11 protein-coding genes are annotated in these 12,742 nt (G+C 45.6%); 6 read left to right on the forward strand and 5 right to left on the reverse strand.

Translation table 11 applies throughout. The annotated features are described in order from the left end of the window. From dnaA to FBQ74_RS00025, 5 genes are all read left to right on the forward strand, one after another. Entirely contained in the window at window positions 1-1,560 is a 1,560-nt protein-coding gene (dnaA, locus tag FBQ74_RS00005) for a chromosomal replication initiator protein DnaA (RefSeq protein ID WP_139754721.1), read from the forward strand. Between the two features lie 34 nt (window positions 1,561-1,594). Beyond that, window positions 1,595-2,698 carry a DNA polymerase III subunit beta gene (gene dnaN / locus FBQ74_RS00010; RefSeq protein WP_139754722.1) on the forward strand — a complete coding sequence of 368 codons (1,104 nt, stop codon included), beginning with the start codon at window positions 1,595-1,597 and terminating at the stop codon, window positions 2,696-2,698. An 81-nt stretch (window positions 2,699-2,779) separates the two neighbouring features. Next, window positions 2,780-3,868, forward strand: coding sequence for a DNA replication/repair protein RecF (recF, locus tag FBQ74_RS00015; protein ID WP_139754723.1), 1,089 nt, complete (start codon window positions 2,780-2,782; stop codon window positions 3,866-3,868). A gap of 9 nt (window positions 3,869-3,877) precedes the next feature. Next, a complete protein-coding gene (gyrB, locus tag FBQ74_RS00020) occupies window positions 3,878-6,298 on the forward strand; it encodes a DNA topoisomerase (ATP-hydrolyzing) subunit B (RefSeq protein ID WP_139754724.1) in 2,421 nt (806 codons plus the stop codon). A gap of 230 nt (window positions 6,299-6,528) precedes the next feature. Beyond that, window positions 6,529-7,545 carry a hypothetical protein gene (locus tag FBQ74_RS00025; protein WP_139754725.1) on the forward strand — a complete coding sequence of 339 codons (1,017 nt, stop codon included), beginning with the start codon at window positions 6,529-6,531 and terminating at the stop codon, window positions 7,543-7,545. Window positions 7,546-7,577: 32 nt separating this feature from the next. On the opposite strand, the gene FBQ74_RS00030 is transcribed toward FBQ74_RS00025, so the two are convergent. The 3 genes from FBQ74_RS00030 to glyQ form a co-directional block, all read right to left on the reverse strand. Further along, a complete protein-coding gene (locus FBQ74_RS00030) occupies window positions 7,578-8,021 on the reverse strand; it encodes a hypothetical protein (protein WP_139754726.1) in 444 nt (147 codons plus the stop codon). 73 nt (window positions 8,022-8,094) lie between these two features. After that, a complete protein-coding gene (gene glyS, locus FBQ74_RS00035; RefSeq protein ID WP_139754727.1) occupies window positions 8,095-10,167 on the reverse strand; it encodes a glycine--tRNA ligase subunit beta in 2,073 nt (690 codons plus the stop codon). A 1-nt stretch (window position 10,168) separates the two neighbouring features. Further along, window positions 10,169-11,074: a glycine--tRNA ligase subunit alpha gene (gene glyQ, locus FBQ74_RS00040; protein WP_139754728.1), complete on the reverse strand. Its 906-nt coding sequence runs from the start codon at window positions 11,072-11,074 to the stop codon at window positions 10,169-10,171. Window positions 11,075-11,193: 119 nt separating this feature from the next. On the opposite strand from glyQ, the gene FBQ74_RS00045 reads away from it, so the two are divergent. Beyond that, window positions 11,194-11,778: a DNA-3-methyladenine glycosylase I gene (locus FBQ74_RS00045; RefSeq protein WP_139754729.1), complete on the forward strand. Its 585-nt coding sequence runs from the start codon at window positions 11,194-11,196 to the stop codon at window positions 11,776-11,778. Here the strand turns inward: FBQ74_RS00045 and FBQ74_RS00050 are convergent, their stop codons facing one another. Then, window positions 11,779-12,234: a DUF2489 domain-containing protein gene (locus FBQ74_RS00050; RefSeq protein WP_139754730.1), complete on the reverse strand. Its 456-nt coding sequence runs from the start codon at window positions 12,232-12,234 to the stop codon at window positions 11,779-11,781. It lies immediately after the preceding gene. Window positions 12,235-12,245: 11 nt separating this feature from the next. Further along, window positions 12,246-12,731 (reverse strand): Der GTPase-activating protein YihI, encoded by a 486-nt coding sequence (gene yihI, locus FBQ74_RS00055; RefSeq protein WP_139754731.1) that lies wholly within the window; start codon window positions 12,729-12,731, stop codon window positions 12,246-12,248. Window positions 12,732-12,742 lie beyond the last annotated feature (11 nt).

The following is a 12,742-nucleotide window of genomic DNA, read 5'->3' on the forward strand; positions in this document are numbered from 1 at the left end:
ATGTCCTTATGGAATCATTGTCTTGACCGTTTGCGTCAGGAATTGCCTACGCAGCAATTCAGCATGTGGATAAGGCCACTTAGCGCCCATGAAGAGGTAGAAGCTGTAACACTTTATGCGCCGAACCGCTTCGTGCTGGATTGGGTAAGAGATAAGTACCGCGATAAGATTACACAGCTGTTCGCTGAGTTCTGCGGACCGGAAGCGCCGCAGTTACGTCTGGAAGTCGTCTCCCGGGATACTCGTCCTGCGTCTTCAGCGCGCTCATCTGCGGAGCCTCAAAGACCTTCTGCACAGCCGTCACAGACTCAGCAGCATCGTGTACCCGTGTCACCGGCACCTGCGATGCAGCCTGATTATTCAACCACTGAGCACGCCAGACCGGCAGATTCAGATACAAGTCATTACGGCGATTCACAGTTTCAGACTTCTCAGATACCAGAGCAGCAAAACTATAACGCCGGGTCGGAGCAAAATGTTTCACGGCCTCAACCTTCACGCTCTCCTAAAGTTATCCCTATTCCTGAGGGAATGAAGCATAAGAGTAATATTAATCCCAATTATCAGTTCGATAATTTTGTTGAGGGTAAGTCTAACCAGCTAGCTCGTGCTGCTGCAACGCAAGTAGCAAACAACCCGGGTGGCTCGTATAACCCGCTGTTTATATACGGCGGTACGGGTTTAGGTAAAACTCACCTTTTGCATGCGGTCGGTAATGGCATCGTTGCAAATCGTGAGAATGCCAAGATTGTCTATATGCATTCAGAGCGCTTTGTTCAGGATATGGTTAAAGCGTTGCAGAATAATGCTATAGAAGATTTTAAGAAGTTCTATCGTTCAGTCGATGCGCTGCTTATTGACGATATTCAATTTTTCGCTAACAAAGAACGTTCACAAGAAGAGTTCTTTCATACCTTTAACGCATTACTTGAGGGGAACCAACAAATCATTCTGACCTCAGACCGTTATCCAAAAGAAATTGATGGTGTTGAAGACAGATTGAAATCGCGATTTGGCTGGGGCCTGACTATTGCCATCGAACCACCCGAACTTGAAACGCGGGTTGCCATTTTGATGCGTAAGGCGGCAGAAAATCGTATACATCTTCCTAATGAAGTTGCGTTTTTCATTGCTAAGCGTTTACGTTCAAATGTTCGTGAGCTGGAAGGGGCGCTTAACCGGGTAATTGCGAACGCTAATTTTACCGGCAGACCTATCACCATCGATTTTGTTCGTGAAGCGCTAAGAGACCTTCTGGCCCTTCAGGAAAAGCTGGTGACGGTAGATAATATTCAGAAAACCGTCGCAGACTACTACAAGATAAAAGTGTCTGATATTTTATCGAAGCGTAGAAGCCGAAGTGTTGCTCGTCCTCGTCAGGTTGCAATGGCGCTGGCTAAAGAATTGACGAATCACAGCTTGCCTGAGTTGGGCAATGCTTTTGGTGGACGAGACCATACAACCGTTCTTCATGCCTGTCGAAAAATAGAGCAGCTTAGAGAAGAAAGTCATGATATAAAGGAAGACTATAAAAATCTAATACGGACATTGTCTTCTTAACCGGACAGCATCACGACGCGAGAAGAAAAAATCGATGAAATTTACTATCAGCCGAGAAAATTTTCTACAACCATTACAAATGGTATCAGGGGCAGTAGAACGCCGTCATACGCTTCCCATTCTTTCTAACGTACTTATTAAAGTTACAGAGGGGGCCTTGTGGTTGACGGGCACCGATCTGGAAGTTGAACTGGTTTCCAGCGTAACGTTAGAAGGCGACTACACTGACGGTGAAATAACGGTACCCGCCAAGAAGCTTTTCGATATTATTCGTGGGCTGACGGATGGAACCCAAATTCATTTCTCGGTTGATGATAACAAAGCGCTCATTCGCGCTGGAAGAGGGCGCTATACGCTATCTACTTTATCAGCAAATGATTACCCGAATCTGGAAGACTGGGAATCAGAGGTTGAGCTTGATTTAACCTGTTTAGATATAAAGCGTTTGATAGACAGCACGAACTTTTCCATGGCTCAGCAGGACGTACGTTATTATCTTAATGGTATGTCTCTGGAGACCGAAGAGAATCTCGTCAGAACCGTTGCTACTGATGGTCATAGATTAGCACTTTGTCGCCAGCCTTATGACAATGCTTCGTTATCTGCTCGCCAGGTCATTATCCCTCGCAAAGGTGTGATGGAAATATCCAGGTTAATAGGTGACGACGATAGTCTGATAAAAGTTCAAATAGGTGCAAACCATATCAGGCTACATGCCAGTGCTTTTATCTTTACCAGTAAACTTGTCGATGGCCGGTTCCCGGATTATCGCCGTGTGTTACCCCGTGATGGTGATAAGACTATCATTGCTGAAAAGAGTACACTTAAAGAGGCATTTTCCCGCGCAGCAATCCTGTCTAACGAGAAATTTCGCGGCGTTCGACTGAATTTGTCGAATGGTGAACTCAAGATTACGGCTAACAATCCTGAACAGGAAGAAGCTGAAGAGATTGTTGATGTTGAGTATCAGGGCGATGATTTAGAAATTGGTTTTAATGTTGCCTACCTTATCGATGTGTTGAATGCACTTCCCAGAGACAAGGTTAAGATTACGCTTTCTGATTCCAACTCAAGTGCACTTATAGAAGATTCGGAGGATGATGCAGCACTTTATGTCATCATGCCGATGCGACTATAGTAATTATTATGTACGGACCGATGCGAAATCGGTCTGTTTCTCTTCCCGCTATATCCCACGACTTTCAGAGTTTATCTATTTATGAAACTGAGCAATCTTCAGCTCACACAGTTTCGCAATATTGACGCTGCTCAACTTTCTCCTTCGCATCAGCTTACTGTTGTGACCGGGAGAAATGGTAGTGGTAAATCGTCTCTTTTAGAGTCAATTTACTATCTTGGCTTTGGCCGCTCATTTCGTACTAAAAAGCACCATTCTGTTATTCAGCATGAAACAGCATCTTTTAATGTTTTTGCTTCGGGCGAAGATGAACAGGGCAATGTTTTCAAACTGGGTCTAGAGCGTACGCGAGATGATAACTTCAGGTGTTCAGTGAATGGTGAACATTCTCATCGTCTTGCTGATTTAGTGAGCCTGCTCCCAGTACAGCTATTTACCCCTCAAAGTACCGATCTTATTTTAGGGTCGCCCGCTGAACGTCGGCGATTTTGTGATTGGGGATTGTTTCACGTGGAACAATCTTTTAATGCATTGTTTCAGACGTACTCAAAATTACTCAGGCAGCGTAATGCATTGTTAAAACAAAATTCAAATCTCAGTGCACCGGAGCACGCATATTGGCAGCAACAGTTAGTAGCTACCGGGGAAAAGCTCAATTTAATGCGAGAGAGCTATATAAGTGCTTTAAAACCGATATTTAATCGCATTTGTAGTGATTTTTTACCTGAGTTTTCGTTAGAAATCTCGTATTATAAGGGATGGGAAAAAGAGTCTGCATTATTGGAGTCTCTTAACAAAAAATTAGATTATGACAGCAGAGTCGGACATACCTCCGTGGGACCCCATAAAGCGGATGTACGATTTAAAGTTAATGGAATAAGCGCTCAGGAAATTTTATCTCGCGGGCAACTTCGAATGGCAGTTGCTGCGTTGCAACTTTCACAAACCGCACTTTTTTCCGAACAGACATCGCGCAAAAGCATTTTCTTATTAGATGATGTTGGTGCCGAGCTGGATCTCGACAAGCGAGAGCGTTTTATAGATGGGCTGCTTACTATGGATACCCAGATATTCGTAACCGCGATAGAAAAGCAGCAACTTGAATTTGTAGATAAATACAATGATAAAAAGATGTTTCACGTGGAACATGGTCACGTGAAAGAGGAGTAGAAGGTAATTATGTCAGAGCAGAACAATTACGATTCATCCAGTATCAAGGTTCTCAAAGGCCTTGACGCTGTGAGAAAACGTCCCGGCATGTATATCGGTGACACTGATGACGGCACCGGCTTACACCACATGGTTTTCGAGGTGGTAGACAATTCCATCGATGAAGCCCTGGCAGGACACTGTTCAGAAATCAATGTTCAAATTCATGTTGATGGTTCGGTATCGGTCTCTGATGATGGCCGTGGTATTCCTACAGAGATGCACCCGGAAGAGGGCGTGTCTGCCGCAGAAGTTATCATGACGGTACTTCATGCTGGCGGTAAGTTTGACGACAATTCCTATAAAGTTTCAGGTGGTCTTCACGGTGTAGGTGTATCGGTGGTCAACGCGCTTTCAAGCAAATTGAAATTGCGTATACGTCGCGGTGGTAAAACCCACGAGCAGGAGTATCAACATGGTGTTCCTCAAGCTCCTCTTGAAGTGAAAGGTGAGACAGATAAGTCGGGAACCGCGGTACGCTTTTGGCCAAGTGACCAGACATTTACCAATCTTGAATTTCATTACGACATTCTGGCCAAACGCCTACGCGAATTATCTTTCCTGAACTCTGGTGTATCTATCCGTCTAACTGATGAACGCGATGGTAAGGAAGATCATTTCAAATATGATGGCGGTATTCGTGCGTTTGTTGAATATCTAAATCAAAAGAAAACGCCGATGCATGACAAAGTGTTTCACTTTTCTGCTGAACGTGAAGACGGTATTTCAGTCGAAGTTGCTATGCAGTGGAATGATAGTTTCCAGGAAAACATCTTCTGCTTTACTAACAATATTCCACAGCGCGATGGTGGTACCCACCTTGCTGGTTTTCGAGGCGCTTTAACGCGTACTTTGAATAACTATATGGAACAGGAAGGCCTGAACAAAAAAGCGAAGATGAACGCGACTGGCGACGATGCTCGTGAGGGCCTGACAGCGGTAGTTTCTGTTAAGGTTCCTGACCCTAAATTCTCTTCACAAACCAAAGATAAGCTTGTCTCTTCAGAAGTTCGGCCTGCAGTAGAGTCGACCATGAATGAGAAGTTGGCTGACTTCCTATTGGAAAACCCAACAGAAAGTAAAATCATTGCTGGTAAAATTCTGGATGCTGCCCGCGCAAGGGAAGCGGCGCGCAAGGCTCGCGATATGACACGCCGTAAAGGCGCATTAGATTTAGCAGGATTGCCGGGCAAACTGGCCGACTGTCAGGAAAAAGATCCGGCACTTAGTGAATTATATATAGTGGAGGGTGACTCCGCAGGTGGTTCAGCGAAGCAGGGGCGTAACCGTAAAAATCAGGCGATCCTTCCACTGAAAGGTAAAATTCTGAACGTAGAAAAGGCACGCTTTGATAAAATGTTGTCGTCGCAGGAAGTGGCAACACTTATCACTGCTCTGGGTTGTGGAATCGGTAGGGATGAGTATAACCCCGACAAATTGCGTTACCACAGCATTATTATCATGACCGACGCCGATGTGGATGGCTCGCATATCCGAACGTTGCTATTAACATTTTTCTATCGTCAAATGCCAGAAATCATTGAGCGGGGGTACGTTTACATTGCTCAGCCTCCACTATACAAAGTGAAGAAGGGTAAGCAGGAGCAATACCTAAAAGATGACGATGCGCTGATAAATTACCTGACCAACATCGCACTGACGGGAACTTCTTTATACACCAGTGAAGATGCCCCTGGTATCAGTGGTGCCGGTCTGGAAACGCTGGTTAAGCAGTATCAGGGTGTTGAAAAGATGATCGAGCGTTTGTATCGATTGATGCCACCTGCCATTCTTTATCGATTGATTTACTCTCCTACACTTAATCTGGAAGACCTGAAAGATGAGTCGACCTTAAACAGTGTTGCAGACAAGTTTATCCAGAGCATGAACGATAAAGAAAATGATGGTGCAACTTACCGCTATGAAATCAGACGTGATGAAGAACTTAGCGAGTTCTATATCGCGATTATCATGCGAATGCACGGTATCGATTACGAATATAAGATTGGTCATGACTTCATAGAATCGAGCGAGTACGGACGCATTAAAGCGCTTAACGAATCGATTAATGGCATGATGGGTGATACGGCTTATATCCAGCGTGGCGAGCGTAAGCAGTCTATTGACTCATTCAAATCAGCTATCGAATGGTTAATGAATGAGGCGAAGAAAGGGCAATACATACAGCGTTATAAAGGGCTGGGTGAAATGAACCCCGATCAGTTGTGGGAAACCACAATGGATCCGGAAAGTCGCCGTATGCTTCAGGTTACCATTGAAGATGCAATCGGTTGCGATCAGCTGTTTACCACGCTCATGGGTGACCAGGTTGAGCCGCGCCGCGAATTTATCGAAGCCAACGCACTGAAGGTAGAAAACCTTGACGTGTAGCGTTAGTTGATAAGTTTCGTTGACAAAAGCCACGCAATATCGCGTGGCTTTTTTGTTCAGAAACACATAAACGTCAGCGGTTTCTTTTTCAACATTAAAGGAAAGAGTCTCGCCTCATTTATAAATTTTACGAACGCAATGTAGTAAGAGAAGCCGTTGCTTTCAAACCCCGTTGGTATATCTTCGGATGAGCAAAACGGGTGGTTAAGCTGACTAAAAAGGACATGGATGTGAAAGGCAAAGTAGCGGTTTTAATTTCTTTAATCACCACAATAGGATTAGTGTACTGGTTCATTCTACAGCCCCCAGAAGCACTGTCGGGAACATCAAAAGAACCATACAAGCAACAGCGAGATAAAACGAACGATGAGGTAAAAGACATAAGGAAACTTGCCCTGAATCAAAATGAACGTGAGCCTCAAGCTGTTTTTAATAGTGAAGATGAGATAGGCGAGGAATGGTGTAAGGTTGAGCGGAACTTTTCACCACAACAACGAAAGAATTCTCAGAACGAAGCATCTGAGTGGGACGTTCAAAGGGGCAATATATTAATACCTGATTACCACTCAGCGTTTGAAAGTCACAATGCTGGTTTAATAGCACCTTACGTTGATATAGAACCAGATAAGCTGTTGCTGAGTGCAAAGAGCGATGACAAATTCGCGCTAATTACATTGCTTCAGCGGGATGATGCAGCAAAAGAAAAGAAAGATTGGGCGGCATATCGATTGATGCTCTTGGGTAATACATCTTTGGCGCTAGGTCATCTTGTGATGAAAGAGGTGTCTTTAGCGAAACATAAGTTTGCTGAGGGAAGTATTGTCACAAAAGAGATAGAAAACCATATGCTTAATAGTTTGGCTTATGTCAGCTATGGAATAGCACGTATGGATGCATCGGCACTGCGCGCCTATGTAATTGCAACCAATCCTAAGCACTTATCGCACAATTTTAGTCCTGACGAAGCACTGGATAAGATAGACAGTGCAGCCATTAACGCCAGGAAAAATGATCTCGTAGAATTTATTAATAGTGAGAGAGCACAGTTACACTTAAATCCAATCAGCGATATTAAGATACCTGAGATAGCCCGCAAAGAGTTTGATATTTCTATTGCTATTTTGTATGCGAGCTTCGGAAGTCAAATTGCTGAAAGTAAAAATCTCATGAAGATATCGGAACACGATCTTTCGAGAAAATCGGACTGCGTCAGCGAGTTTCTTTCCAGGCTAACGCAGTCGAGCTGATAGGCATCAATGAACAGGTAACAAAATACTCTTTAGGATACCGGCGTTATTTCCAGTCTTATTTCGTCGCCGCTAGCGCGCGCGAACGAAAACCGATAAGTGCCTGTAGAGGAGGGCACAAACTGGATATTCTCGGCATCGCTTCCACACACCAGATAAGTGGTTTTATTCGTTATTGCAGGCTGTCCTTTATATTTGCCACCGCATGTTTGTGACGCTGTCCAGACTTTATCAGCCAGTTTAAAGTCGTAGGGCTGACCGTCGGCTATCAACTCAACGTCAACATACCAGTTAGAACGTCCTTCTTTTAGTTGATAGGCAGGCGTAGCCTCCCACCAGTTAAACACTCCCCGTAAATACATTTCATCAAAAGAAACGTCGGATGACATATTGGTGCCGGGCAAACTATTCACAATGCTGTTACTCGAACAGCCACTCAGTAATGCGACGGCGAATACTGCAAGCGCTTTTTTCAACACATTCACCTTATAAAAAAATGCCCAACGAACTGCTGGGCATAGTTATTACTTATTACAGCTTTTATAGCTATCAGGATTTTGCTAACAGCGATATATCGGCTGTTTTCAGGAACAGGCTACGAAGCATAAGTAAAATAGCTAATCGATTCTGACGAACCGCTTCATCGTCTGCCATTACCATAACATTATCGAAAAAGTCATCAATGTCATTTCTTAATGTTGCCAGAGTAGACAGTACCGCTCCGTATTCCTGTGAAGCAGCTGCTTGTTGCACATCATCACTAACGGCGCGTAGAGAGCGATACAGGGCCTTTTCAGGCTCATCCTGCAATAGCGACTCGTCTACAGGAAGTTCGCCGGTAATATTTTGCTTGTTCAGAATGTTTGCAACACGCTTGTTTGCGGCTGCAAGTGCTTCAGCTTCTTCTCTTTGCTTAAATTCAGCGACTGCCGACACGCGCGCTGCATAATCAGCAGGACGTGTAGGACGGCGAGCGGAGACGGCCTGAATGACATCCATTGAGATGCCCTGTTCCTGAAACACAGATACAAAACGTCCCAATACAAAATCAACAACCTGAGTTTGCGTATCGGTATTCGTTAACTTGCTACCGTATACGTCGACAGCTTTGCCGACTAACACTTCCAGATCAAGATTCAGACCCTTTTCTGAGATAATGCGTAACACGCCGATAGCAGCCCGACGCAATGCAAATGGATCTTTATCACCCTTGGGCAGCTGACCGATACCAAAAATACCCACCAGTGTGTCCAGCTTATCGGCAAGCGACACTGCTGCGCTCACATCAGAAGCTGGTAAGATATCGCCGGCAAAACGTGGCATATATTGCTCGTGAAGTGCATCGGCTATTGCAGCATCTTCACCGTCATTAAGGGCATAATATTTCCCCATCACACCCTGAACTTCCGGAAACTCCATGACCATTTCTGACATCAGATCTGTCTTACTGAGAAGACCAGCACGCGAAGCCTGTGTCACATCCGCACCTATTTGCTGTGCGATAAAGCCAGATAACTCAGAAATACGATCAGATTTGTCTTTCAACGTGCCCAGTTGCTTTTGAAACAACACAGATTCAAGACTACTTAGTCGACTTTCCAATGTTGTCTTTTTATCAGTTTCGAAGAAGAACTCAGCATCGGCGAGGCGAGGGCGGATGACCTTTTCGTTACCTGAAATGATGGCAGTTTCGTCGCGGCTCTCAATATTGGTAACGAACAGGAAGGTGTTTGCCAGAGAGCCATCTGCGTTTAGCAAAGGCACGTATTTCTGATCATCCTTCATGGTATAGATCAGTGCTTCTTTAGGTACATCAAGAAATGCCGAATCAAACGAAGCAGTAAGTACCACCGGCCACTCGACCAGGGCAGCGATTTCTTCTAGCAATGCGTTGTCATAATCCGGCGTAAGAGAAAGCTGCTCTGCCGTTTGCTCAAGACCGTCGCGGATTGCATCAGCCCGCTCATTGAAATCAGCAATAACATACTGCTCTTTTAGCGCCTGAGCGTAGGTATCAGCGTGAGCCAGATCGAAGCGTTTTTCACCATGAAAACGGTGACCCTGAACGACCCGGTCGCTGGTTAGCCCTAATACCGATACGGGAAGCACCTCGGAGCCATACAACACAGTCAGCGTATGAACCGGACGAATGAATTGTGTGCTGTAGTTACCCCAGCGCATGGGCTTTGGAATAGGGAGTTTGCCGATTGCCTGATTCAGCAGGTTTTCCAGCAGTGTGCCCACAGGCTGGCCTGGCGTATTTGCTTTATGAAGCAGCCATTCACCTTTATCGGTAACCAAACGCTCTGCATCACTGACATCAATCCCGTTGCCACGCGCCCAGCCCAGTGCTGCTTTCGTTGGGTTGCCATCAGCATCAAACGCAGCATTGACCGCCGGACCGCGCTTCTCGACAACCTTGTCATGTTGTGATTCTGCCAGTGCACTAACATATATTGCCAGGCGGCGGGGGGCTGCAAACCAGTTTACCGAATCAAACTGAAGCTCGGCGCCTTCAAGGGCCAGGCGAAAGTTCGAGGCAAAGCTCTCTGCAAGTTGTTTTAATGCTTTTGGCGGGAGTTCTTCGGTTCCCAGTTCAATAAGTAAATTCTCAGTTCGCACCTTACTGCTCCTTCTGACAAAGTGGGAAGCCTAACTCTTCGCGCGACTCGTAATACGTTTGCGCGCATCCCTTGGCCAACGCTCTGACTCGCAGGATATAACGCTGACGCTCAGTTACAGATATAGCATGGCGGGCATCAAGCATATTAAACGCATGCGAGGCCTTCATGACCTGTTCGTAGGCAGGTAGGGGAAGGTTATTGTCTATCAGCTTTTGCGAAGTCGCTTCGCATTCATCGAAGGTTTTAAATAAAAAGTCGACATTAGCATGTTCAAAATTGTATTTAGACTGCTCGACTTCGTTTTGATGGAAAACATCACGATAGGTCACTTTACCCATCGGACCATCTGTCCATACCAAATCGTAAATGCTGTCTACACCCTGAATGTACATTGCCAGACGTTCCAGACCATAGGTGATTTCGCCGGTCACGGGCTTACACTCAAGACCGCCAACCTGCTGGAAGTAAGTAAACTGCGTAACTTCCATACCGTTAAGCCAAACTTCCCAACCCAGTCCCCACGCGCCCAGAGTAGGTGATTCCCAGTTATCTTCAACAAAGCGAATGTCATGCACTAATGGGTCAAAGCCAAGCTCTTGCAATGAGCCAAGATAAAGCTCCTGAATATTATCCGGAGAAGGTTTCATCATGACTTGAAACTGATAATAATGCTGCAGGCGATTAGGGTTTTCACCATAGCGGCCATCAGTAGGTCGCCGACATGGCTGAACATACGCGCTGTTGATTGGTTCTGGACCTAAAGATCGTAAAAACGTCATCGGGTGGAAAGTACCTGCGCCCACTTCCATATCCAAAGGCTGGATGATGACGCAACCCTGACGGGCCCAATATTCCTGTAGCGCCAGGATTAACCCCTGAAAGGTTTTAATATCGTAATTGTGCATACAGTCGCTGCTTTGTTATTCATGATTCAAAGGTGGCATAGTATACAATTTGTCAGGCACTGTATGTAGGCTTAAGAGCCTAAAAGCTTATAAATTAAGCCTCTGAGGGGAGAATGCACATGGAATCTCATCAATCGCGCTGTGGCTGGGTGACAAACGACCCGGTTTATCTGGATTATCACGATACAGTATGGGGAAGGCCTGAGACTGACAGCCAACAGTTATTCGAAAAGCTCTGTCTGGATGGTCAGCAGGCCGGGCTATCCTGGCTCACAATTTTAAAAAAGCAGTCGGGGTACGAGCAGGCATTTCACAACTTTGATCCTCAGAAAATTGTCGCAATGTCTGAACAGGATTTAGCATCATTGCAGCAGGATACAGGAATCATCCGCAACAGACTGAAAATTGAGTCGGTAGTTAAAAATGCGAATGGCTTTCTGGAGATAGAAAAGACTCAACCGTTTAGCGAGTTCATCTGGCAGTTTACAGGCGGCAAAACTATCATCAATTCCTGGAAAGACCAGTCCCAGGTGCCTGTCAGTACGCCTGAATCAACAGCAATGACGAAAGCGCTCAAACAGTACGGCTTTACATTTGTGGGGGAAACTATTTGCTACGCGTTTATGCAGGCTGTAGGGATGGTGAACGATCATGAAACAGGCTGCCACTGCTATGAAGCAGCCTGTGCACAAGCGATACGTTAATCAGGCTGTTAGCGATTCGCAATATTGACGGATGTCGGGAAGTTCAGCGAGTACTTTTGTTTCGTGCTCAGATTCAATCTGCTCACGCGCCTTGTCCTGCTTCATCTTTTCCTTCGGTGAAAGCTTCTGACGCTCTTCTAAAATAGCGAAACCACTAACATCGATAAATAGTGCGTAAATATGCGGAAACTTTGTTTTAAAGGTCGGAGGCGAACGAAGTGGTAGCGCCTCCAGAAGATTACAAATACGGATAGCGCCTTCAGATAACTCGCACTGCTGCTGCTCCATGGCTTTTGCTATCAAAATAATGCTATCGGTAATGGTTTCTGTACGCTTTTCCCGGGCTGCAGTCTGGCGTGTGTTCTGCTGTTTTAACATAAACAGCAGGCGACCGGCGTAAATCCCCAGTGCCAGGATTATCAGAACTCCAATTGCTGCAGCAATCGCCCATACCATGTCGTGGCTCCTTATTTTTTGAAGTCGTCAGGGTTGATAGCGTCGAGCTTGTCTAACGGGTCATCTTGTTCTGATTCTTCTTCATCGGCATTCAGATCAATACCCATCAGGTCGCACAGCACAGCATGACGGTCGAGCTTTTCATCCACATACTGCTGTTCAGTAACAGAAATGGTGTCACCGTTATCAAGCTTGTCTAATAACAGCGCCAGCTTATTGTCTGCTTCCAACGCAGCGAGTTCTTCAGCCGGGGTCGCATATTTCTTTGCCTGTGACTTAACCAGTGGAACAGGGCGCTTGCTGCCTATTCGCGGATCACGTTTCTCTCTGGCACCACCACCTTTCGATTTAGCTTGTTCAACAGCATTTCTGTTACCGGGCTGCTTACCCTTACCTGGCTTCTTACCGGTGGGAACACTTGGACGGGCGGGTTTTCTGTCCGGATCTTTACGAACGCCAATCTGCCCGACTTTTCTGGATTTTTTGCTGCGAGGCATAATTCCTCTGT

The sequence above is a fragment of the Salinimonas iocasae genome (genome assembly GCF_006228385.1).
Lineage (GTDB): Bacteria > Pseudomonadota > Gammaproteobacteria > Enterobacterales > Alteromonadaceae > Alteromonas > Alteromonas iocasae.

Excerpts from the sequence above, each read along its gene's own strand:
- dnaA (WP_139754721.1), top strand. The coding sequence starts at position 1 with ATGTCCTTATGGAATCATTGTCTTGACCGTTTGCGTCAGGAATTGCCT.
- dnaN (WP_139754722.1), top strand. The coding sequence starts at position 1,595 with ATGAAATTTACTATCAGCCGAGAAAATTTTCTACAACCATTACAAATG.
- recF (WP_139754723.1), top strand. The coding sequence starts at position 2,780 with ATGAAACTGAGCAATCTTCAGCTCACACAGTTTCGCAATATTGACGCT.
- gyrB (WP_139754724.1), top strand. The coding sequence starts at position 3,878 with ATGTCAGAGCAGAACAATTACGATTCATCCAGTATCAAGGTTCTCAAA.
- glyQ (WP_139754728.1), bottom strand. The coding sequence starts at position 11,074 with ATGCACAATTACGATATTAAAACCTTTCAGGGGTTAATCCTGGCGCTA.
- FBQ74_RS00045 (WP_139754729.1), top strand. The coding sequence starts at position 11,194 with ATGGAATCTCATCAATCGCGCTGTGGCTGGGTGACAAACGACCCGGTT.
- FBQ74_RS00050 (WP_139754730.1), bottom strand. The coding sequence starts at position 12,234 with ATGGTATGGGCGATTGCTGCAGCAATTGGAGTTCTGATAATCCTGGCA.
- yihI (WP_139754731.1), bottom strand. The coding sequence starts at position 12,731 with ATGCCTCGCAGCAAAAAATCCAGAAAAGTCGGGCAGATTGGCGTTCGT.